The sequence below is a fragment of the Stenotrophomonas sp. DDT-1 genome, from assembly GCF_001580555.1.
Taxonomy (GTDB): Bacteria; Pseudomonadota; Gammaproteobacteria; order Xanthomonadales; family Xanthomonadaceae; genus Stenotrophomonas; species Stenotrophomonas sepilia.
The window spans coordinates 97,866-119,661 of the sequence record NZ_LEKR01000005.1 but is presented as its reverse complement, the minus strand read 5'-3'; the positions used below and the strand labels follow the sequence as shown (position 1 = coordinate 119,661).

Below are 21,796 nucleotides of genomic sequence, written 5' to 3'. Positions count from 1 at the left end.
CAGGGCCATGCAACGGTTCTGAAAGTGCGGATGCATTCGCCATCCGCGACCGAGAGCCGAGCACGGGCTCGGCTCTACAGGTGGCTTACGTGCACTCGTCGGTCCACATCATCTCGGCGATCGGGCGCAGCGCCTTGCACTCCTGCGTCATCTCATCGGCTGAATTGACCTGTGCCTTGGCCTTCAGCTCCTCGGCCATCGCATCCACGCCGCTGATCTGGTCGGGTGCGATCTTCGCCACGCAGCTGCGGTGCTGCTGCAGCAGCAGGTCGCAGCCGGGTACGCCGGTCACTTTTGGCGCGTTGGCCGCCTGCGCGTCCTGCATCCAGTCCTCGAACGGTGCCAGCGCCCCGGTCACGGTGCCCACCAGATCATCGAAGTTGCCGCTGTACCAGTAGCCGTTGTCCTTGGCCGGGTACAGGGTGAAGGTGCCGCTGACCGGCACGCGCGCGCCACTCTGCAGCGCCTGGCTGTAAGCGTCGGTGAACTGCTTGCGCGAAGCCGGGCTGGCGTCGGAGGCAAGGCTGGCGGCGAACAGCGGACGTACCTTGCCCAGGTCGGGCATTTGGCAGCTGAAGGTGATCCGCGCCAGCTTCTGGTCTTCCACGTACTCGTTGTCTTCGATCACGCTCTCGGTCGCGCGGCACTTCGAATCACGCAGCGCCTTGGCATACAGCGCTTCGGTGGCGGCCGCGTCGGCCTTTGCGCCGGTGCTGGCAAGCACGACCTGCCACGGTTCGGCCAGCGCCTTGGCCAATGCGCCCGGGTTCGGGGTTACCGCGTCCTGGCCGTCGAAGGCGGGCTTCAGCGCATCGTTGAGGGTGCGGGTCGCGGCGGCGTCGTCTTCCAGCAGGACGCGGGCATACAGATCGAAGGCCTGTTCGGGCGTCAGCGTGGCCGGGGCGGCGCTGGCCAGCAGCGGGGCAGCCAGCAGCGGGGCAGCCAGCAGAGCGCTGGCCAGCAGGGTACGCAGGGGAGTCTTCATGACGGTGTTTCCTGTTCCAGAGGCGCGCAAGCCTAGCGCATCTTTGCGCGGGCCCGACGGTGCCCTGTGATCACGTGCCGGCGCGCGGGGCAAAAAAAAACGGGCCCCTTGCGGGGCCCGTTCGATCGCACGACGAGGAGCGATCGTTGGATCAGAAGCTGGCGCGGACGCCGGCCGAGTACTGGGTGACGTCGCGGTAGCCGGAGATCTCGCCCACCAGACCCCAGGTCTTGGTGAAGTTGATCTGGCCGCCGACGGTGCCGACCCAGGTGCCCTTGAAGTTGTTGCCGCCGTCCATGTAACCGGCCTTGACCCAACCTTCGGTCATGCGCGACGGCTTGCCACGGATGCCCATGGTGACGCGGCCCAGGTTGGTGTGGTCCTTGTTGCGCAGGCGACCGTAGAAATCGGAGTTGACGGTGATTTCGGCCTGCTGGCGGACCCAGGCGGCGTCAGCGGTAAAGTCGACGCGGTCGGTCCACGGCATGTGGTAGCCGATGCCCAGCTCCGGCTGGTTCAGCTTCAGCTTGTAGGAGCCGTAGTCGTAGTTGTACGACTTGCTGGCGTAGGTCCAACCACCGAACACATGGACCTGTTCGGCGATCGCCACGGAACCACGCAGGTAGCCGCCGTCGACCTTCGGGTCGTCCAGTGCGTTGTCGTCAACCTTGACCTGCGTCCAACCGCCTTCGACGTAGGTGTAGCTCAGGGCGTCGGCCGAAGCCGAGAGCGGGGCGGCGGCCAGCAGGGCGGCCACGATCAGCATCTTGCGCATGGGAATTCCTGTGAATTTCAGTCCATTGGCGGGCCAGCCCTCTCGGCTACCCGTGGGCGACCTCATGTCGTCCGCTGCGAATTTTAATGAAAGTTTTACAAATTGCGAGCGACGGCCGTCACAGCTGTGGCATCCAGCCCCGTTCAGCCCGGGCTGGTACACTGGCCACGCCGGTTCGCCGGTACACAAACGTCTTCAGGGCGGGGTGCAACTCCCCACCGGCGGTAGGTGCGCAAGCACGAGCCCGCGAGCGCTCCGGCCCACGGCCGGGGGTCAGCAGATCCGGTCCAATGCCGGAGCCGACGGTCATAGTCCGGATGAAAGAAGACGGTGCCACAGGGCCTTCGCGGCCCTGCGCCCGCCTGTTTGCCTTGCGGCGTTTTTCGCTCACTTTTCGCGGAGAACGTTTCTTGTTTACTGGAATCATCGAAGGCGTCGGCCGTCTGGCCGCACGTGAATCCATCGGCGGCGATGTCCGCTTCACCTTCAATGTCGGGAATCTGCCGTTCGACAACGTGCAGATGGGCGAGAGCATTGCCATCAACGGCGTCTGCCTCACCGTCATCGCATTCGACGCCCGCAGCTTCCAGGCCGATGCGTCCACCGAGACTCTGGGCCTGACCACGCTGGGCCAGCTGGGCGAGGGTGCGGTCATCAACCTGGAGCGCGCCATGCGCCCGACCGACCGCCTCGGCGGCCATCTGGTCAGCGGCCACGTCGACGGCCTCGGCCAGGTGTTGTCCATCCACGAAGATGCACGTGCCCAGCGCTGGCGCTTCGCCGCGCCGGCCTCGCTGCGCCGCTACATCGCCAGGAAGGGTTCGATCTGCGTGGACGGCGTCAGCCTCACCGTCAACGAAGTGGACGATGAAGGCTTTGAAGTCGCCCTCATTCCGCACACCGTGGCCAACACCGCCTTCTCCGCCACCGGCGTGGGCAGCGCGGTCAATCTTGAAATCGATCTGGTCGCCCGTTACGTCGAGCGATTGATGGGTGTGCCGACCAACGGTCAGCACCCACAGGGAGACGCAGCATGAACTTCGCCCCGATTCCGGAGATCCTGGAAGACATCCGCCTGGGCCGCATGGTGGTCATCGTCGATGACGAAGACCGCGAGAACGAAGGCGACCTGATCATGGCCGCCGAACTGGTCAAGCCGTCGGACATCAACTTCATGGTCACCCACGGCCGTGGCCTGGTGTGCCTGCCGCTGACCCGCACCCGCGCCGCCGACCTCGGCCTGGCGCCGATGGTGCAGGCCAATACCGCGCAGTTCCAGACCAACTTCACGGTCAGCATCGAGGCCGCCGAGGGCGTTACCACCGGCATCTCGGCCCACGACCGCGCCCACACCATCCGCACCGCGGTGAAGCCCAATGCCAAGCCGTCGGACCTGCATCAGCCGGGCCACATCTTCCCGCTGATCGCCCAGCCGGGCGGCGTGCTGACCCGCGCCGGCCATACCGAAGCCGGCGTCGACCTGGCCATGCTGGCCGGGCTGGAACCGGCCGGTGTGCTGGTGGAGATCCTGAACCCGGATGGCAGCATGGCGCGTCGCCCGGAGCTGGAAGTGTTCGCGCGCGAGCACGGCCTGAAGATGGGCTCCATCGCCGACCTGATCGCCTACCGCCTGGCCACCGAAAAGACTGTTGAACGTGTGGACGAGCGCGACATCGACACCGAATTCGGCCCGTTCAAGCTGGTGACCTACCGCGACCGCATCGCCCACGACCTGCACTTCGCGCTGGTCCGGGGTGCCCCGGATGCGCAGACCCCGACTTTGGTGCGCGTACAGGTGGAAAACCCGCTGGCCGACCTGCTGCACTGGCGCCGTGACGACTTCGGCGTGGCGGCTACCGACGCCCTGCGGGCGATCGATGCCGAGGGCGCAGGCGTGATGGTGGTGCTGTCGGCCCCGCGCGATGGCGAAGCCCTGCTGGCCCGCCTGCGCCAGCAGCCGGCGCCGGTGGTGCCGGGCAAGGATAAGGACGTGGGCCAGTGGCGGCGCAACGGTGCCGGCGCGCAGATCCTGTCCGACCTGGGGCTGGGCAAGCTGCGCGTGCTGGGCACCCCGCGCCGCCAGATCGGCCTGGCCGGTTACGGCCTGGAAGTGGTGGAGACGGTCACTCTGTAAGCCGCTTGGCGTGCCGACCAACGGTCGGCACCCACCGTCTGCCCTCTGGTGGGTGCCGACCATGCCCTACCTGTGGTGGGTGCCGACCATGCCCTACCTGTGGTGGGTGCCGACCATGCCCTGCCCGTGGTGGGTGCCGACCGTTGGTCGGCACAGCCCTGGGCCCCGCCAGCCACGGCCGGGGCCCATCCACGCTAGAATTACCCCCTTATCGAGTCCCCCAAGCCGCATATGAGCCACTACGAAGGCGATCTTCGCACTCCCGAATCGGCGCGCTTCGCCATCCTGGCCAGCCGTTGGAATGCCCGCATCACCGACACGCTGGTCGCTGGCGCCCGCCAGAGCTTGGCAGGCAACGGCATCACCGAAGCCAACATCGACGTGATCCGCGTGCCGGGAGCCTGGGAACTGCCGCTGGTGGCCGCACGCCTGGCCGCCGCCCACGAACACGCCGCCATCCTCACCCTGGGTTGCGTGATCCGTGGCGATACCCGTCATTACGAGCACGTGGCCGACCGCTGCGCCGAGGGCCTGATGCGCGTGCAGCTGGATTTCGGCGTGCCGGTACTGAACGGCGTGCTGGCGGTGGAACGCGTTGAAGACGCCGAGGCCCGTGCAGGCGGCAGCCACGGCAACAAGGGCGAGGAAGTCGCACTCGCCGCACTGGAAATGGTCAATCTGCTGGAGCAACTGCCATGAACAAGAACACCCAGGGCAAGCCCTCCGGTAAACCCGTCCGCCGCGATGGCGTCGATCCGGTGCTGCGCTCGCGCGCCCGCCGTCGTGCCGTGCAGGCCATCTACGCCTGGCAGATCTCCGGCGGCAACGCACAGTCGCTGATCGCCCAGTTCGCCCACGAGCAGGCCCGCGAAATTGCCGACCTGGCGTACTTCGAGGCGCTGGTGCACGGCGTGCTCGACAACCGTCGCGACATCGACGAAGCGCTCGGGCCGTACCTGGACCGTGGCATCGAGGAAGTGGATGCGATCGAACGCGCGGTGCTGCGCCTGGCCGCCTACGAACTGCGCTACCGCCTGGACGTGCCGTATCGCGTGGTGATCAACGAAGCGATCGAATCGGCCAAGCGTTTCGGTTCCGAACATGGCCATACCTACGTCAACGGCGTGCTGGATCGTGCCGCCGTGGAATGGCGCAAGGTCGAATCGGGTCACTGACCCGATTCCTGTAGAGCCGAGCCATGCTCGGCTCACCGTGCAGCGCACGGTTGCGTCCGGCGGTGCGGCGCGTGATCGAAATGCAGCCGAGCATGGCTCGGCTCTACAAGAAAGCAGAACGCCTCATGTCCCTGGCCGAATTCGCCCTCATCGACCGCATCCGCGCCCGTACCCTCGAGCGCGACGACATCCTGCTCGGCATCGGCGATGACGCCGCGCTGTTGCAGCCGCGCGCCAACGAACAGCTGGTGGTCACCGCCGACACGCTCAACAGCGGCGTGCACTTCCCGGTGGAAACCCCGGCCTTCGACATCGGCTGGAAGACCCTGGCGGTCAATCTGTCGGACCTGGCCGCGATGGGCGCGCGCCCGGCGTGGTGCACGCTGGCCCTGTCATTGCCGGAGGCCTCTGAAGACTGGATCGAGGCCTTCGCCGATGGCTTCTTCGCCCTGGCCGACCAGCACGACATCGCGCTGATCGGTGGTGACACCACGCGCGGCCCGCTCTCGCTGTCGGTCACCGCGATGGGCCAGGTCGGCCGCGGCCAGGCCCTGCGGCGCGACCGCGCACAGGCAGGCGATGACATCTGGGTCAGTGGCACGCTGGGCGATGCCGCCGGCGCGCTGCGCCTGTGGCAACAAGGTGCGTTGAGCATCGCCACCGCCACGCTGCTGGCCGACTACGAAAGCCTGCGCCTGCGCCTGCTGCGGCCGACGCCGCGCGTGACCCTGGGCCTACGCCTGCGGGCCTTCGCGCACGCGGCGGTGGATGTGTCCGACGGCCTGCTGGCCGACCTCGGTCATATCGCCACGCGCAGCAACGTGGCCGCGCATGTGGATGCCGATTCGCTGCCGATCTCGCACGCGCTGCGTGAACTGCTCGGCCGCGACGCTGCACGCGACTGCGCACTGCGCGGGGGCGACGACTACGAGCTGTGTTTCACAGCGGCTGCCGACCAGCGCGACGCGCTGCACTACCTGGCCGAATCGCTGGACGTGCCGCTTACCCGCATCGGCCGAATCGCCGAAGGGCAGGGCGTGCACGTGGACGGCGAAGCCGCCGACGGCGGTTACCAGCACTTCGCGTAGCCGCAGCGGTACTGCACTGCTGGGTGCCAACCTTCCGAGGTGGGGTCAGATCCCTTTGCGCCGCAAAGGGCTCTGACCCCGAGTGCGCACTATTCTGGTTGACGTGGCATTTGTAGAGCCGAGCCCACGCTCGGCTGCAATCCGATTGGATCGTGATGAGCCGAGCGTGGGCTCGGCTCTACAGATGCCATCACACCGCCCGCAACTGCACATCCACATACTCGGCCAGCCCACGGCAGGCCAGCAACAGCCCTTCGCGCGCGCCGTCATCCATGTGCTGGTCGATATCCCCGTCCACGCGCACGCGTTCGGTGGCGTGCAGCAGTTCCAGCAGGAAACTCAGCCCCGCATTGGCGCGGTCGATGCGCGCCAAGGCCAGGCGCTGCCCGGGTGTGCGGTTGCTGCCGGGCCACGGCTGGCCATCGGCGGCATCGCCTTGGCGGATGTACTGCAGGCAGGCCTGCAGGGTGATGGCGCCAGGGCTGTTACCGGTCTGCAGCGCAACGAAGGTGTCTTCCAGCGTGCGGGCCAGGTCATCGGGCAGGCGCGTGGCGGCCTCGCCCAGGGTGGCGAACAGGTGCGGGTAAGGGGAAGCGGTCATGGCGGCGTCCTTGTGCAAGCGGCAAGGGGCCACCCTGCTTAACAGCGGGGGTGGCGGACGGTGCATGGTTCCAATACCGGAGGTCGATGTAGAAGCGCCGGCGGGCACGAGGCCCCCACGCACCGCCCGCCATGTAAGCGCGGACAGAATGCCTGCCGACGCCACCCAACAAGGAAAGAGCGACGCCGGCAGGCAAGCGTAACCAACACATCAACCTAACGGGATTGGAAGCCCGTGCCACCCGTTGTCGGTGGCGCTACATGATTTGCATGAAGGGCCAGTGCTGCCAATGAGAATTCTTGGAAAACTCGAAAACGTTGCAGATGCTCCGCTCGCAACGGGGGCGCGTCAATTGCGACAAATCATGTAGAGCCGAGCCCATGCTCGGCTCATAGCGCAATGCACGGGGTACAGCCCGATCTGGCCGCAAAGCAGCCGAGCATGGGCTCGGCTCTACAGAAGATGGCTCGCGCGTCAGGCTGCGCTCAGGGGGAGATCTTCGCCTCGGCATCGCGCGGCGTGCCGTAATCGTCCAGCCACTGGAACGTCACCGACGTGGGCATCGCCGCACCACTCGGAAGCGGCAGACGTACCTGCGCGCCCGGTGCGATCATCTCTGCTTCCACCTTGCGGCCGTCAGGCAGCGTCAGCGTGCTTACGGTCACGTGATACGCGCTGGGGTTGCTCACCAGCAGGGCACCGGCCTGCGCACGCCATTGCAGTTGCCCGGCCGCATCACGCGGCTTGCCGGGCAGGCCGGCCGGGCGGTGGAACAGCTTCACCCGCGTGCGCACGGCGAACTGCAGCAGGTTCTTGCCGGCGGCATCGGTGGGTTTGGGCGGAATGTCCAGCAGGTTGAAGTAGAACAGCGATTCACGATCCGTCGGCAGCGGTGTCTCCGACGGGCGCGGCGCGTAAGTAATGCGGTACGCCTGCCCCTGGTGGGCCTGCAGCAGGCGCGGGTCGGCCGGCGTCAGGCGGAAGGGCGTGCGCACGTTCTCGGGGCGTGCATGGCTGTCGCCATCGTCAATCCAGACCTGCACCATCGCGGCCTTGTCGCCACCGTTGGTGGCCTTCACGGTTACATCGCGGCCTTGGGCCGCGTCATGCACGATACGCGTGCCCTGCAGCGTCACCGCTGCCGATGCCGGCAGCGCCAGGGCGCCAGCCAGCAGCGCGGTCATCCACGTCATTGCACGGATCTTCATCAGGTCGTCCTCCAATAAGGCGCGCCACCACGGGGTGACGCGCAGGGATATGCGTTACTTGTAAAGCACGACGAAATCGCCCGAGGCGTTGGCCGTGCCGGCCGTGGCGTTCTTGCCCGGCGAGGAATACCAGGCGCTGTAGTCCAGCTGGCCCTTGCCGGCGGCTGGAATGTTCACCCACTGCAGCGGGTCTTCGCCCAGCTTCTGGTGGTTGCCCGCGGCGTCGTACAGCGCCACGCCCACGTTTGTGGCCGTAGACGCAGCCGTCAGCGCCAGGTTGCCGGTGCTGCCGTCGGCCGTGCCACCAAAGCGCACACCCACATCCTGCGCGGCGCCGGAGCCGGTGCAGTCCAGCAGGATGCTGAAGTTCTTCATGCCGGCGCGCTCGGCTTCATTCACCCACGCCACGTCCACCTTGCCCATCGGCACGGTGATGGTGCCGCCGGTGGCATCCACCGAGCAGGTGCTGGTCATCAGCTCGCCGGTGATTTCCAGCTTCTCGGCGAATGCGGCGGGAGACAGGGCCAGCGCGAGCGCGCCGGCGGCAATCAGGTTCAATCGGTTCGACAAGGGAATGTCCTCGGTAGGGAATCAGGGGGAATCCGCATTGGACGAACCAGCGGATGCGCACAGTGTTCCCAGCCGGGCGGCACGTGGATATGCAATTAGTTGCAAGGTGCTTGCAGGACAGTTGAGTCCGTGCTTGCGGTACAGCGTCCGGTTAAGAAGCGTCATTTCCGACTGCGGCAAGCTGTCGCATGCAGCGTTGGGTGCATCTGCAATGCATTCGATTGACTGCCGTCATTTGTTGAAAACAAGCATGAATTGCGCCGAAACAGAGGCGTGGCTGGAAACCGCGTGGTTTCGTGGCGCGTTGTCGCTTTGCAACAAATTGCATGGGAAGCCGGCCGCACGCTGTCTACGCTTCGGCCCACTTCGACTACGAGCGATGTCGCCTTCGGCCTCATCGAGTGACGCTAACCATGCACATGCGCCTCCTTCATCTCCGCACGCCGCATCGTTTTGCCAGCCGTCCGCTGGGGCTGGCGATTGCCGCCGCCGTGGCAATGGCGATTGCCGGTCATGCCAGTGCCAACGGTGATGATTCCCTGCAGTTCAGCGAGGGCTTCCTGATTGGTGGCCAGGCCATCGACATGCAGCGCTATGCGCAGGGCAATCCCATGGAGCCGGGCGTGTATCCCCTGGACGTGGTGGTCAATGGCCAGTTCCACGACACGCGCGATATCACCTTCGTGGCGGCGCCGGCGCCTCTGGGTGCAACCCCATGCCTGCCGGCCGGGCTGGTACGCCAGCTGCCGCTGAAGGAGATGTTCCTGGCCGAGCTGGACCAGGATGATGAAGGCTGCGTCGCGCTTCCCGGCTTGATCGACGGTGCCACGGTCGAGTTCGATGAGAGCAACCTGCAGCTTCTAGTGAACGTGCCACAGGCTGCGCAGGCACGCGATGCGCGCGGCTACGTGGCACCTGCACTGCGCGACCACGGCGTCACGGCAGCCTTCTTCGATTACAACATCAACCACAGCCGCCACAAGGGCCAGCAGTCGACCTATCTGGGATTGAACACGGGCGTGAACCTGGGCGCGTGGCGGCTGCGTCATCGTTCGTCCTTCAGCCAGGGCAGCCATAGCTCGCGTCACGATGTGATCAGCAGCACGCTGCAGCGTGATCTTCCGGCGTGGAATGCCCAGCTGCTGTTGGGGCAGGGTACGACCGGTGGCGAACTGTTCGAGTCGCTGTCATTCACCGGTGTGCGGGTGGCCAGCGACGAGCGCATGCTGCCGGACTCGCTGCGCGGCTTCGCGCCGGTGGTGCAAGGCGTCGCCGAAACCAACGCGGTGGTGAGCATCCGACAGAATGGCCACGTCATCCACGAAGTAAGCGTGGCGCCGGGGCCGTTCTCCATCGAAGATCTGTACCCGACCAACTTCGGTGGCGACCTGGACGTCACCGTCACCGAAGCCGACGGCCGCCAGCAGCAGTTCACTGTCAACTTCTCCGCAGTGCCGCAGGCGCTGCGGCCGGGTGCCAGCCGCTTCAGCGTCACCGCGGGTGAACTTCGCGACGCGCGCGGTGTGCGTGAAGCACTGCGCTTTGCCGAAGGTACCTACGCACGTGGCATCAGCAACCATTTCACCGCGCTGGGCGGGGTGCAGATTGCCGAAGACTTCCAGTCCGCACTGTTCGGCGGTGCAATCAATACACCGCTCGGTGCGTTCGGTGCCGACGTTACCCATTCGCGCGCACGCCTGGCCAATGGCGAACAGGTTACCGGCAACAGCTTCCGGCTGAACTACCAGCGCTATATCACCGCAACGGGTACCAACTTCGGTCTGGCAGCGCTGCGCTACAGCACGCGCGGCTATCTCTCCCTGAATGATTTCGCCCAGGCGTACAACGACGACTGGGGCGTCAGTGGCCGCGCGCGCCAGCGCTTCCAGGTGAACTTCTCGCAGCGCATCGGCGAGCGCAGCACGCTCTCGCTTAATGGCGGACAGGTGCGCTATTGGGACAGCGCGCAGCAGCACAACGATCTGCAGTTGCGCTTCCAGACCAGCATTGGCCGCGCCAATCTTAGCCTGTCTGCCATGCGCCTGCAGATCGGCGATGGCCACCAGGACACCCGCTATGCGGCGACCTTCAGCATTCCGTTGGGTTCGGCCCCGCGCGCGCCGCGCTTGAGCACCCAGGTAGCTCATTCGGCACGCGGCGATCAGGGCCAGCTGGGGCTGAACGGAACGCTGGGTGCCGATCAGCAGCTGAGTTACAGCGTGTCTGCCAGCGAATTCAGTGACGGGGCCGGCGGCGCCAATGCCTATGCGTCTTATCGCGGTGGGCAGGGCACGGTCACCGCTGGCTACAGCCGGTCCCGCGACTACAGCGCCTTCAACGCCAACGCGGCCGGCAGTGTGGTGGTGCACCGCGATGGCATCAACTTCGGTGCGCCGGTGGGCGATGGCTTCGCGCTGGTGCAGGCCGACGGCGCGCAGGGCGCCCGCATCGGCTACGGCAGCGACGTGCGCATCGGTCGCAACGGCTATGCGCTGCTGCCGCACGTGAGCCCCTACCGCTGGAACCAGATCGAACTGGACCCGTCGGGCCTGCCGATGGAGGTGGAATTGCTGCAGACCTCGCAGCGGATTGCACCGACGGCGGGCAGCATCGTGCGGGTTGCGTTCAATGCCAAGCGCGAACGCACATTGTTCATCGACGCCACCGATGCGCTGGGCCAGCCGTTGCCGTTTGCGGCACGTATCGAAGATGAGACCGGCCGCAGCCATGGCGCAGTGGGCCAGGGCGGTGTGATCCAGCTGCGTGGCGCGCCCGAACAGGGCCAGCTGATCGTCGACCCGGACGGCCCGCATCGCTGCCGCCTGGAATACACCACCCCGGATGCCCCCGACGCCTATGGGCTGTCGTGGAGCCAGGCGGTGTGCACGCCGATGCCGGCCCCGAGTAATGGGCTGCAGGCCGCCCTGGATGCGGTCGAAGCCACGTCGTTCTGATGTCCTGATTTCATTCTTTCAACCCAAGGAATTCTTTCATGAACCTGTTCAATCGCATCACCCTGTGCACCACACTGCTGGCCGCCGCGCCGCTGGCTCTGGCTGACAGCGCCACCCTCACCATCAGCGGCAAGGTGCTTCCCGGCACCTGCACGCTCACCGCTGCGCCGATCACTCTGGACCCGGTGAAGGCCAGCGACCTGACGCCCGGCGCCGAGGCGCAGATCAAGGCCGGGTCGCTGCAGTTCTCAGGCTGCGTTGGCGTGAGCAAGGCCGTGCTGTCCTTCTCCGGTACCGCCGCCGACGGCGATGCCACGCGCTGGAAGAACACCGCTGCGAGCGATGCGGCCGACGGCGTGTCGATCTCGCTGCTGTCCGGTACCACCGGCAGCACCTATCTGAAGGATGGCGACACCGGCATTGATGTGCCGGTGACTGGCGCCACCGCGCGTTACGACCTGCGTGCCGCCTATTTCCTGCCCACCGGCGAAGCGCCGAGCGCAGGTGAGGTGTCTACCGAGATCGTGGTCACTGCCGATTACGAGTGAGCTGTTTCTGGCTCGAACGTACCCCAAGGAGACTGATATGAGCGCCAACACCGCCCCTGACACGCGTCCCATCCCGCGCCATGCCCGCAAGCTGCTGGCGACACCGTTGCTGGGGCTGCTGTTCTGTGCAGGCAGTGCAGTTGCCTGTGTCGAGTACGGCATCAACCGCGATCTGCTGCTGGACAAGACGTATGCCACGTACCCGGACGCGGGCAGGGTGCAGTTTGACCAGAAGTTTGCTTCGCGTTCCTTCAAAGATTGCCCGGAGGAGCGGGACGTACCGGTCTTCATGACCCTGGAGATGCCCGGCCTCATCTATGAAGGCGAGGTCACTTTCAGGGGGAAGTCCTATCCTGCGTATTCCGCGGCCCCCGACTCCCCGCTGGTGATGTTCTACCATCACGTCGCTTTTTCTGAAGACGGTCCGCTTCGTAATGGTGAGGAGGTGCCTGGACTGTTCGAGATGAGCGGGGGGACATCCCTTGAAGCGTCGATCCAGTACTGGGCAGTTGTCTTTTCCCGTGGGGGCCGCATGAGAACGCCCCCGACCATGACCGGTTCGATCACGTTGCGAGCGCCATCGGAGCCCTCACTTGATCACCAGTCGATCGTGCAGCTGGATCTCAAGTTCCCAGTCACCACCTGCCCCCTGCAGGACAAGGCCGAAACCCTGCAGGACGTGCAGACTGCAGAGCTGTCCGTACCGGGCTCCACCGCAAAGGAAAAGCTGGTCGCCATCCGCATGGACTGCGGCGTGGACCCGCCGCGTGCGCGGATGACGCTCAGTGATGCTGGCGATGCGGGCAACACGGGAAGCCAGCTGACGCCTACAGCCGATTCGGATGCCGAAGGCGTGCGCGTGCAGCTGCTGCGGAATGGCTCTGAAGTGCAGTTCGGCCAGACCTGGGATTTCGATCCGGGTGTGGGCGGCGTGCATGACCATCAGTTCACCGCGCGCTATATCCGCACCAACGAACCGCTGGTGCCCGGCACGATCAAGGGTGAGGCAGTTCTGAACGTCGATTACTGGTGATGCACGACCCCGTGCTGCCATAGGGCGCACAGCGACGTACCGACCTTGCGTTGAACAGGAAAATGAAGATGTCCGATCACTCTCGCTCCCTCGTGTCCGTGCCCCTGCATCGGCGCAGCTGCCGCATGGCGCTGCCGGTATTGGTGGCGGCGCTGCTGCCGGGCCTGGCGCAGGCCTGTACCGCCACCATCACCTGGCCCATCGTTGAGGACAGGCAGAAGCCCGGTTACCGCGAGGAGATCCACATGCTGGTGGATGGTGGCACCAACGTCAGCTACAGCGGGTGTCCGGTGGGTGGCGATCTGCAGATGACAGTCAATATCCAGGGGCCGGGCCTACGCTGGGTCATGGATCTGCCTGATGTTCCTGTCTGGCCGGTGGATGGCCCGTTGCCGTTGTACGAAACCGGGCCGGATTCCCCATTAATCGGCTTTGCTACCACCTATGACGGCCCACGATTGCCGCTGGCGTTGGGTGACAACACGTTGACTTACCCTATCCGCAACAGCGGCGACAGTTTCATCATCAATGCCTTCATGTTCAGCCGTGGTCAGAAGATGCGCGATACGCAGACGCTGGCGTCGGTGCACATCGTGGGGCGCAACCATCCCACTTTCGATGTGACGGTGCCGGTGGACATTACGATTGCGTTTCCGCCCACCACCTGCCGCATGCGCGACGTTTCCGAGGTGCTGCAGGATGTCGCCGCTGCCGACCTCATGAATCCTGGGGACTCTGCTCGGGAAAAACCCGTGTCGCTGCTGATGGACTGCGGCGTCGCGCGGCCACGTGCCGACATGGTCCTGATGGATGCGGGCGATGCAGGCAACACGGGTAGCCTGCTGACACCGAGCGCCGACTCCACTGCCGAAGGTGTGCGGGTGCAGCTCCTCAGTGGCGGCCGGGAAGTACAGTTCGGTACACCGTGGTTCTTCAACCCCGGAGTCGGTGGTGTCCATACATTCGAGTACACCGCGCGCTACCTTCGGGTGAACGAGGATCTGAAGCCCGGCCTGATCAAGGGCGAGGCCGTGCTGAACGTTGTCTACTGGTGAGGCGTGCGAGCCATTCGCTCCGGCTGGCCCGGATACCTAACGGCACTTGTTTCTCAGGTTCTTCACGCCAGTATCATGTCATCTGAATGAATGTGGCGGCGCCCATTGCGGGGGTGGAGTTGTGTCCCATGTGCTCGATGGTGGGCAGCATCTCGGGGATGCACGGTGGACGCGTCAAACGGCGTACGGGTGGTAGAACGCTTTGACGCTCGAGAGGTCGCTTCACGAACACTAATGTCGTATGTGTGTCGCAATGTCGCATCTGACATTGCAACTAATTGCATGGTGGGTGTTCAACGCGACATCCACTATGCCGGTCTCGAAAAAAGGAGACCTCAACATGCGATCCCATCAGATCCAATACTCGGCGCTGGCCCTCGCCTTGACGGCGGCACTCGCCGTTGGCATCCCTGTTCGTGCGCACGCACAGCAGGTCATCGCAGACGGCGATGCACAGACCCCGGCAGCGGGGGATTACAGCGCAACCGGCGTGGGCAACCACGCCTTCCATGCGCTCAACGGCGGCAGCATCGTGCCGATGGGTGCGGTCAATGTGAGTGCGGATGGTAGCGGGGCATCCGCAGCCCGTGCCGAAGGGGCTGGCAGTCGTATCGAACTGAATGGTTCGACCTTGGTCACCACCGGTTTTGGTGCCACTACCGCGCTGGCAACGACGGGAGGCGAACTGCATCTGACGGCGACTGACGTCATCAACAAGGGCACCGGCATGGGCGTTGTGGCGCATACCGGCAGCCAGGCAACGCTGCAGGATGTGAACATCCGCATGGAGGGTGTGTCGTCGGTCGGCCTCGCCGGCGGCGGTGACATCACCATGACCGGTGGCTCGATCTCGGCGATGGGGCTGGGCAGCCGCGCGGTGTCGGCCACCGGGGCGAACATGACCCTGACCGGCGTTGCAATTGAAGGCGAGTCGGGCATCTGGCTGGCCGATAACAACCGGCTCAACCTCTCAGGAAGCACGGTGAGGGCCAGCGGCATCGCGTTGGACATCAATGGTCGCAGCAATGCAGTCACGGTGGCGGACTCCAACTTCCACAGCACCGGCAACGGGACCGCAACGGTCAAGATGTTCTCCGAATCGACGCTGGCAATGGCCCGCAGTTCCGTCATCAGCGAGGGGGACCGTGCGGTCGGTATCGATGCACGAACCGGTACGGCGGATCTGGACCGCGTGAATGTGACCACGTCCGGTGAGAGCAGCCATGGCCTGTATGCCGATTTCACTGGCATCGGCGCCGGCCCGATCATCACTGCGCGTGCGGCCCAGGTTCACACCACGGGTGCGGGTGCGATCGGTGCGGTTGCGCGCCAGGGCGGCAGCATCCATCTGGACGACAGCATCATCCGTACCGAAGGCCAGCAGGCCCATGGTGTGCTGACCGGGGGCAGGGGCGGGATGACGTTGGCCGGTTCGCACATTCGCACCGAGGGCGAGGGCGCCTGGGCTGCGGTGATCAATGACAACGGCAGCCTGGGCATCGACGGCAGTGCGCTGGAAAGCGTGCAGCACGGCGGTGTGTGGGTTCGCAGCAACCGTGACTCCCGTTTGACGCTGTCCAACAACGCCTACGTATCGGGTGGCAATGGCATTGCCATCGCACTGGATGCGGCGGTGGCGGGGCGTTTCGACGTGGTGTTGCAGGGGCATTCGCAGATGGTCGGCGACATCGTCATCACGCCCGAGGACGAGGATGCCGGTCTGGTGCCGCAGTCCGATGTGCACGTGCGCCTGGCAGACGGGTCGCTGTGGCAGGGCACGTCCAACCTGGTGCAGACGATGGCGATTGAAAGCGGAAGCCAGTGGACACTGACCGGTGATGCCACGGTGGGCGAACTGAGCGTACTGAACAGTGGTGTGGCGCTGTCCGACGGCAGTGGCCGATTCAACACGCTCACCGTGGACGGTGATCTGCACAGCGAGGGCGCGACGTTCCTGTTCCAGGGCGCCCTGGGCGGTGACGACAGCGCTTTTGATCGCCTGCATGTGCGTGGCGATACTTCGGGCGATGCAAGCATTGCGGTGAAGAACATTGGCGGCGTTGGCGCTCAGACCACCGATGGCATCCAGCTGATCGAAGTGGACGGTGCATCGTTGGCGACCTATGCGCTTGCCGGCCGCGCCGTGGGCGGCTCCTATGAGTACTTCCTGTTCAAGGGGGGCGTGACTGATCCCACCGATGGCAACTGGTATCTGCGTTCGCAATGGTTTGATGGCTGCAAGGACAATCCGGCCGCGCCGGGCTGTGTGGTGGACCCGGTTGATCCCATCGATCCGGTGGATCCCGTGGACCCGGTGGACCCTGTGGACCCCGTGGACCCCGTGGACCCGGTGGACCCGGTGGACCCGGTGCCGGTGCTGCGTCCCGAAGCCGGGGCGTACCTGGCCAACCAGTCGGCGGCCATCAACATGTTTTCCCATCGCCTGAACGACCGCATCGGTGCCGTCTCGCTGGACGAAGGCCGTGCCGCGTGGGCGCGCGTGGGACGTCAGCAGGCGGACTTCAGCGCGGTCGGTGGTCAGCTGTCGATTGATGGCAACACCTCGGTGCTGCAGATTGGCACTGACCTGGTTCGCCGAGGCAATGCAGCGTTCGGCGTGATGCTGGGCACGGGGCGTGCTGACAGCAGCGCAGTGTCCGATCTGACCGGCTACAGCGCCAAGGGTCGGGTGCGTGGCAGCGCGGTAGGTGTGTACGGCACCTGGATGCAGGTGGCTGACGGTACGCAGGGTGCGTACATGGATGCGAACCTGCAGTACGGCCGTTTCGATAACCGGGTGCAGGGCATAGGCCTGGAGCCGGAGCACTACGATTCGCGCATGGCCAGTGCGTCACTGGAGGCCGGCTACACCTTCAACGTGTGGCAGGGTGCCGCCAGCGCGCTGTACGTGCAGCCGCAGCTGCAGCTGAGCCATGTCGATTTCCGCACCGATCGCCACGTGGAGCGCAACGGCACGGTGATCGATCACGCCGATGCCGGTGGCCTGAGCGGGCGCCTGGGCGTGCGCGTGTTTGGCCATGGCACTGCCGCCAGCAACATCGTGCAGCCCTACCTGGGCGTGAACTGGCTGCGTGGCAGTGGCACCAGCACGTTGCAGTTCGACGGTGACAGGCTGGGCGCGGACGTGCCGCGCAACCGCTACGAGGTGCAGGCCGGTGCCGAGTTGAAGCTGGGCCAGCGCTGGGGCGCGTGGGGTGGCGTGAGCGTGCAGCATGGCGATCATGGCTACCGCAATGTGGGCGGCCAGCTGGGCCTGCGCATGGCCTGGTAAGCGGGCGTGCCGGGGGCGGCGCACGGACCTCTGTAGAGCCGAGCCCACGCTCGGCTCACCGCGATCTGAACGAAGAGCAGCCGAGCATCGCTCGGCTCTACAACCGCGTCGAGCGGGGGGGGCGGGACCTGAACGATGTCCATGTCTGTCGCGATCGTCCATTGAATGACTACGCAAACGGTGGCGATGCTGCCGGATCGCTCGCTGCCGGTCACCCGCATGTCTGCTCCCGAACGTTCCCACAACGCCGCCATTGATGGCCTGCGTGCACTGGCGGTGCTGGCCGTCATCCTCTTCCACACCAACGCGACGTGGCTGCCCGGCGGCTTCACCGGCGTGGACCTGTTCTTCGTGGTGTCCGGCTTCGTGATCAGCCAGTCGTTGGCCTCGCGCACCCATGCGTCGCTGGGCGCGATGCTGCTCGACTTCTACCGGCGCCGCGTGCTGCGCCTGCTGCCGGCGCTGCTGGTGATGCTGATGGCGACCTTCGTGCTGTCGGCACTGTTCATTCCCCGCGCGTGGCGCAATGAGCAGTTCGACCAGACCGGCTGGGCCGCGCTGGTCGGCTTCAGCAACATCGTGCTGGCCGGACAGCAGGACGATTACTTCTCACCCGGCGCAGAACTCAATCCCTTCCTGCATACATGGACGCTGGGTGTGGAGGAGCAGTTCTACCTGGTCTTCCCGCTGTTGTTCTTCGTGTGGCTGCGCGGGCGCGAACGCTGGCTGTGGGCGCGCTGGCTGTTGCCGGTGCTCACCGTGCTGTCGCTGGCGTGGGCAGGCTGGCAGGCGCAGACGGCACCGGCGGCAGCGTTCTATCTGCTGCCTGCACGGTTCTGGGAGCTGGCTGCGGGCGCGCTGCTGCACCAGTGGATGCGTGGGCGCGTGCCGGGCCGGAGCGGTGACACGGTTGCAGCGGTCGGTCTGGCACTGCTGGGTACAGGCGTGGTGATCGCCCCTCAGCTGGCGATGCCGGTGCCGGGCGTGCTGGCTACCGTCGGCGGGACGTTGATGCTGTTGGCAGGCGTGTCGGCATCGGGAACATCGCGCATGGCCCGCGCACTGGGCTGCGCACCGCTGGCCTACCTGGGTCGGCTGTCCTATTCGCTGTACCTGTGGCATTGGCCCCTGCTTGTACTGCTGCGCTGGACGTATGGCCTGCACGGTGCCGCGCTGTGGCTGTATCCGGTGCTGCTGCTGGCGATATCGGCCGCGTCCTACCACTTCATCGAGCGCCCGCTGCGCAGTGCGGCGCCGCTGCTGCGGCTGGCACCGGCCAAGGTGCTGGCGATGGCGTTTCCGCTGGTGGCGCTGTGTGGTGCGGGTGCCTGGGCTACCGTGGAATACCACGAGCAGGTCTCGCTCAGCGTCACCCGCGACGGCTACGCATGGCAGGCGCGCCGCTACCCGGCGTGGCGCCCGCTGGAGCCGGTAAGTGCACCCGCGCTTGAAGGGCGGCGCCTGTTCGTGGCCGGCGATTCGCATGCGGCGGCCTACCGCACGATGACCAGCATGGTCGCGCGCCAGACCGGTATGGAGGTGCGCCAGGATGACCGCGGCGGCTGCAGTTTCGTCAATCTGCTGCGCGCCAGCCCGGCCGATTGCCAAGGCTTCATTGAAGACGCGCTGACGAACATCGAACACGAGGCGCGTCCGGGCGACATCGTGTTGCTGGCGGCCCTGCGTATGCCGGAGCTGCGTGGGTTTGACTGGCAGCGCCAGGATGCGCAGCAGATCTATCAACAGCTGCTGGACGAGCGCACCCCGGCCCATGCACAGGCTGCGCGTGATGAGGCGGATCGTGTTCTAGGGCGTCTGCAGAAGCTGGGCGTGCACGTGGTTGTGGATGCGCCGCTGCCGTTGTTCAAGGCCGGGGCCTATCGCTGCTCGGACTGGTTCAACCGCCACAATCCGGCCTGCGCGGGAGGCCTGAGCATGCCGCGCGGTGATCTGGAGAGGCTGCGTGCACCACAGATGGCGTTGCTGGCCGAGCTGGCAGCGCGCTATCCATCGCTCACAGTGTGGGACCCGCTGCCACTGTTGTGCGGTCCGCAGACCTGTTCGGCAGTGGAAGAGGGTGAACCGCTGTTCTTCGACAACGACCACCTGAGCGGGCATGGCAACCGCGTGCTGTTGCCCAGCTTCCGGCAGACCCTGATCGATATTGCAGGCGACACGCCGGTGTAGAGCCGAGCCCACGCTCGGCTTTCGCGCGCAGCGCGGGCTTCATCGCGGTCTGCTCGAAGAGCAGCCGAGCACCGGCTCGGCTCTACGGGAGCGCGGAGGTGAACGACACGCCGTTGTAGAGCCGAGCCCACGCTCGGCTTTCGCGCGCAGCGTGGGAGTTTCGCGAACGGAATGGAGAGCAGCCGAGCATGGGCTCGGCTCTACAGGAGTGTGCGCGGTCTATGTCGGCGGCAGCACCTTGCCCGGGTTGAGAATGCCATCCGGGTCCAGCGCGGCCTTGATTGCGCGCATCGTCGCCAGCGTCGCCGGGCTGAACGCCTGCACCATGAAATCGCGCTTGGCCAGGCCAATGCCGTGCTCGCCCGACAGCGTGCCACCCAGCGCCAGCGTCAGCTCGAAGATCTTCGGCAGCGCGGCATGCGCGCGCGTGTTTTCATCGGCATCCTCCGGGTGGTAGAGGATGTTGACGTGGAGGTTGCCGTTGCCGGCATGGCCGAAGGTGACGATGGTGAGCGCGTAGTCACGTGCCAGGGCCTGCACGCCGGCCACCAGTTCCGGAATGCGCGACACCGGGACCACAACGTCTTCATTGATCTTGCCCGGCGCAACGCTGCGCAGCGCGGGCGACAGCGCCTTGCGTGCGGCCCACAGCTGGTCGCGCGCGCGGCCCTCCATCGCCACGTCCAGCTCGATCATGCCGTCGCCTTCGGCGGCACTGGCCAGTGCCTGCAGCAGATAAGGCAGCGTGTCGTGGTCACCATCGGCCTCGACCAGCAGCATCGCGCCTGCCTCCGGCACGTCGGCACCATTCAACCGCAGCAGCTCCAGGCTGCGCGCGTCCATGAATTCCAGGCGGGTGGGTACCACCGGCTGCGACATCAACCGCGATACGGCGGCCGCGGCGGCATCGGCATCGCGGTACAACACGCGCAGGCCGGCCTGGCTGACCGGCAGCGGGGTCAGTTTCAGCGTGGCTTCCACGATCAGTGCCAGCGTGCCTTCGCTGCCCACCAGCAGATGGGTGAGGTCATAGCCGGTGGCATCCTTGGTGTAGGCGCCGCCGCAGCGGATCACATCGCCGGTTCCGGTCACCGCCACCAGGCCCAGCACGTTGTCGCGGCTGGTGCCGTACTTCACCGCGCGCGGACCACCTGCATTGCAGGCCAGGTTGCCGCCGATGCTGCAGATCTCGGCGCTTGAGGGATCCGGTGCCCAGAACAGGCCATGCGGGGCCAGTGCCTGCTGCAGGGTGCCATTGAGAACGCCCGGCTGCACCACCGCGCAACGATCGCCGGCGCGGATCTCGACGATGCGATCCATGCGGGTGAACGAGAGTACGATGCTGCCCGGCTGCGGGACCGCTGCACCTGTAGTGCCGGTGCCGGCGCCGCGCGCGACCAGCGCCACGCCATGCACGCGACAGGCACGCACCAGCGCCTGCACCTGCTCGATGTCCGCCGGAAACGCCACTGCAGCCGGCCGCTGATGGCGCCATGAGTTGTCCTGCGCATTCGCCTCCAGCGCGCCGTCATCCATGCGCCAGCCCTCCGCGCCCAGCAGGGTGGACAGTTCGGCAACCAAATCGGTGGGTAGGGAAGGACTCATGACAGGTCTCGTGGGGCAGCAGGAGCGGGTTGGATCAGTTTCCAGGCGACAACGGCGCCGGCCAGTGGCAGCCACACCCAACGCAGTTCGGAGAGCAGGGTAGCCACGCCGCGTGCGCTGAAGAACTGTGGCGCGAACGGTGACACGCGGATGGGGCGCCATGGCGCGAAGAAGCGGTGTTCGCTCCACGGCCACGCCAGTGCGACGCCGAGGCCACCGGAGGTCATCGCATCGAGCAGCGGATGGCTGGCGGCACAGACGAAGACGAATACAGCGGCTTGTACGGTAGATGCCAACCTTGGTTGGCACACACCCGGCGACCAAGGTCGGCGACTACCCAAGAACGCCAACGCCGCGGCCAATGCTGCCAGCACGCCGGCAAACAGCAGTGAGTGGCTGGCGCCGCGATGGCCGAACGCATCGGCATAGGGAATGTGCAGCGCAAAGGCCAGTACATCGGCATCGGGCAACATCGCTGCGATCACGCCGGCGGCCAGCAGGCGCGGTGGGATGCGGCCACGATCAGCGGCGCACCACAGCGCCAGCGGCACAGCGGCATGGGTGATGATCGACGGCATCAGTCACG

At 65.9% G+C, this 21,796-nt stretch carries 18 protein-coding genes and 1 riboswitch; of the genes, 11 read left to right on the top strand and 7 right to left on the bottom strand.

Annotated elements, in window-relative coordinates:
* Positions 1–85: 85 nt before the first annotated feature.
* Positions 86–985 carry a hypothetical protein gene (locus AB839_RS04255; RefSeq protein ID WP_061478414.1) on the bottom strand — a complete coding sequence of 300 codons (900 nt, stop codon included), beginning with the start codon at positions 983–985 and terminating at the stop codon, positions 86–88.
* A gap of 151 nt (positions 986–1,136) precedes the next feature.
* Complete coding sequence (locus AB839_RS04250; RefSeq protein ID WP_061478413.1) at positions 1,137–1,760, bottom strand: hypothetical protein; 624 nt, start codon at positions 1,758–1,760, stop codon at positions 1,137–1,139.
* A 187-nt stretch (positions 1,761–1,947) separates the two neighbouring features.
* Positions 1,948–2,093, top strand: a riboswitch (FMN riboswitch).
* 77 nt (positions 2,094–2,170) lie between these two features.
* On the opposite strand from AB839_RS04250, the gene AB839_RS04245 reads away from it, so the two are divergent.
* The 5 genes from AB839_RS04245 to thiL all read left to right on the top strand — a co-directional run bounded on the left by AB839_RS04245 (position 2,171) and on the right by thiL (position 6,157).
* Positions 2,171–2,797: a riboflavin synthase gene (locus AB839_RS04245; RefSeq protein WP_061478412.1), complete on the top strand. Its 627-nt coding sequence runs from the start codon at positions 2,171–2,173 to the stop codon at positions 2,795–2,797.
* Complete coding sequence (gene ribB / locus AB839_RS04240) at positions 2,794–3,894, top strand: 3,4-dihydroxy-2-butanone-4-phosphate synthase (protein ID WP_061478411.1); 1,101 nt, start codon at positions 2,794–2,796, stop codon at positions 3,892–3,894. Before AB839_RS04245 ends, ribB begins: the two co-directional genes overlap by 4 nt.
* Before the next feature lie 231 nt (positions 3,895–4,125).
* The gene (gene ribH / locus AB839_RS04235) at positions 4,126–4,593 is read left to right on the top strand and encodes a 6,7-dimethyl-8-ribityllumazine synthase (RefSeq protein ID WP_010481977.1); all 468 of its coding nucleotides are present in this window, start codon (positions 4,126–4,128) and stop codon (positions 4,591–4,593) included.
* On the top strand, positions 4,590–5,069 hold the full coding sequence (gene nusB / locus AB839_RS04230; RefSeq protein ID WP_005415268.1) for a transcription antitermination factor NusB: 480 nt from the start codon (positions 4,590–4,592) through the stop codon (positions 5,067–5,069). Before ribH ends, nusB begins: the two co-directional genes overlap by 4 nt.
* Positions 5,070–5,194: 125 nt before the next feature.
* Complete coding sequence (thiL, locus tag AB839_RS04225) at positions 5,195–6,157, top strand: thiamine-phosphate kinase (protein WP_061478410.1); 963 nt, start codon at positions 5,195–5,197, stop codon at positions 6,155–6,157.
* Positions 6,158–6,347: 190 nt separating this feature from the next.
* On the opposite strand, the gene AB839_RS04220 is transcribed toward thiL, so the two are convergent.
* The 3 genes from AB839_RS04220 to AB839_RS04210 all read right to left on the bottom strand — a co-directional run bounded on the left by AB839_RS04220 (position 6,348) and on the right by AB839_RS04210 (position 8,536).
* Positions 6,348–6,758, bottom strand: coding sequence for a hypothetical protein (locus AB839_RS04220; RefSeq protein WP_061478409.1), 411 nt, complete (start codon positions 6,756–6,758; stop codon positions 6,348–6,350).
* Between the two features lie 485 nt (positions 6,759–7,243).
* Entirely contained in the window at positions 7,244–7,966 is a 723-nt protein-coding gene (locus AB839_RS04215) for a fimbria/pilus periplasmic chaperone (RefSeq protein ID WP_061478408.1), read from the bottom strand.
* 54 nt (positions 7,967–8,020) lie between these two features.
* Positions 8,021–8,536 (bottom strand): fimbrial protein, encoded by a 516-nt coding sequence (locus tag AB839_RS04210; protein WP_061478407.1) that lies wholly within the window; start codon positions 8,534–8,536, stop codon positions 8,021–8,023.
* A gap of 419 nt (positions 8,537–8,955) precedes the next feature.
* Here AB839_RS04210 and AB839_RS04205 point away from each other — a divergent pair, with 419 nt between their 5' ends.
* The 6 genes from AB839_RS04205 (at position 8,956) to AB839_RS04180 (ending at position 19,605) form a co-directional block, all read left to right on the top strand.
* Positions 8,956–11,490 (top strand): fimbria/pilus outer membrane usher protein, encoded by a 2,535-nt coding sequence (locus AB839_RS04205; protein ID WP_185807494.1) that lies wholly within the window; start codon positions 8,956–8,958, stop codon positions 11,488–11,490.
* Between the two features lie 38 nt (positions 11,491–11,528).
* Positions 11,529–12,038: a fimbrial protein gene (locus AB839_RS04200; protein ID WP_061478405.1), complete on the top strand. Its 510-nt coding sequence runs from the start codon at positions 11,529–11,531 to the stop codon at positions 12,036–12,038.
* 37 nt (positions 12,039–12,075) lie between these two features.
* A complete protein-coding gene (locus AB839_RS21860) occupies positions 12,076–13,071 on the top strand; it encodes a fimbrial protein (protein WP_229298508.1) in 996 nt (331 codons plus the stop codon).
* 62 nt (positions 13,072–13,133) lie between these two features.
* Positions 13,134–14,126, top strand: coding sequence for a fimbrial protein (locus AB839_RS21855; RefSeq protein ID WP_229298509.1), 993 nt, complete (start codon positions 13,134–13,136; stop codon positions 14,124–14,126).
* 340 nt (positions 14,127–14,466) lie between these two features.
* Complete coding sequence (locus AB839_RS04185) at positions 14,467–17,418, top strand: autotransporter outer membrane beta-barrel domain-containing protein (protein ID WP_061478404.1); 2,952 nt, start codon at positions 14,467–14,469, stop codon at positions 17,416–17,418.
* 186 nt (positions 17,419–17,604) lie between these two features.
* Complete coding sequence (locus AB839_RS04180) at positions 17,605–19,605, top strand: acyltransferase family protein (RefSeq protein WP_181357875.1); 2,001 nt, start codon at positions 17,605–17,607, stop codon at positions 19,603–19,605.
* Positions 19,606–19,824: 219 nt separating this feature from the next.
* Here the strand turns inward: AB839_RS04180 and AB839_RS04175 are convergent, their stop codons facing one another.
* Both AB839_RS04175 and AB839_RS04170 read right to left on the bottom strand, forming a co-directional pair.
* Complete coding sequence (locus AB839_RS04175) at positions 19,825–21,210, bottom strand: FAD-linked oxidase C-terminal domain-containing protein (protein WP_061478402.1); 1,386 nt, start codon at positions 21,208–21,210, stop codon at positions 19,825–19,827.
* The gene (locus AB839_RS04170) at positions 21,207–21,788 is read right to left on the bottom strand and encodes a metal-dependent hydrolase (RefSeq protein ID WP_061478401.1); all 582 of its coding nucleotides are present in this window, start codon (positions 21,786–21,788) and stop codon (positions 21,207–21,209) included. Before AB839_RS04170 ends, AB839_RS04175 begins: the two co-directional genes overlap by 4 nt.
* Between the last annotated feature and the right edge of the window lie 8 nt (positions 21,789–21,796).

Coding starts and splice junctions, on each gene's coding strand:
- AB839_RS04255 (WP_061478414.1), bottom strand. CDS start 985: ATGAAGACTCCCCTGCGTACCCTGCTGGCCAGCGCTCTGCTGGCTGCC.
- AB839_RS04250 (WP_061478413.1), bottom strand. CDS start 1,760: ATGCGCAAGATGCTGATCGTGGCCGCCCTGCTGGCCGCCGCCCCGCTC.
- ribB (WP_061478411.1), top strand. CDS start 2,794: ATGAACTTCGCCCCGATTCCGGAGATCCTGGAAGACATCCGCCTGGGC.
- ribH (WP_010481977.1), top strand. CDS start 4,126: ATGAGCCACTACGAAGGCGATCTTCGCACTCCCGAATCGGCGCGCTTC.
- nusB (WP_005415268.1), top strand. CDS start 4,590: ATGAACAAGAACACCCAGGGCAAGCCCTCCGGTAAACCCGTCCGCCGC.
- thiL (WP_061478410.1), top strand. CDS start 5,195: ATGTCCCTGGCCGAATTCGCCCTCATCGACCGCATCCGCGCCCGTACC.
- AB839_RS04220 (WP_061478409.1), bottom strand. CDS start 6,758: ATGACCGCTTCCCCTTACCCGCACCTGTTCGCCACCCTGGGCGAGGCC.
- AB839_RS04215 (WP_061478408.1), bottom strand. CDS start 7,966: ATGAAGATCCGTGCAATGACGTGGATGACCGCGCTGCTGGCTGGCGCC.
- AB839_RS04205 (WP_185807494.1), top strand. CDS start 8,956: ATGCGCCTCCTTCATCTCCGCACGCCGCATCGTTTTGCCAGCCGTCCG.
- AB839_RS04200 (WP_061478405.1), top strand. CDS start 11,529: ATGAACCTGTTCAATCGCATCACCCTGTGCACCACACTGCTGGCCGCC.
- AB839_RS21860 (WP_229298508.1), top strand. CDS start 12,076: ATGAGCGCCAACACCGCCCCTGACACGCGTCCCATCCCGCGCCATGCC.
- AB839_RS21855 (WP_229298509.1), top strand. CDS start 13,134: ATGAAGATGTCCGATCACTCTCGCTCCCTCGTGTCCGTGCCCCTGCAT.
- AB839_RS04185 (WP_061478404.1), top strand. CDS start 14,467: ATGCGATCCCATCAGATCCAATACTCGGCGCTGGCCCTCGCCTTGACG.
- AB839_RS04180 (WP_181357875.1), top strand. CDS start 17,605: ATGCTGCCGGATCGCTCGCTGCCGGTCACCCGCATGTCTGCTCCCGAA.
- AB839_RS04175 (WP_061478402.1), bottom strand. CDS start 21,210: ATGAGTCCTTCCCTACCCACCGATTTGGTTGCCGAACTGTCCACCCTG.
- AB839_RS04170 (WP_061478401.1), bottom strand. CDS start 21,788: ATGCCGTCGATCATCACCCATGCCGCTGTGCCGCTGGCGCTGTGGTGC.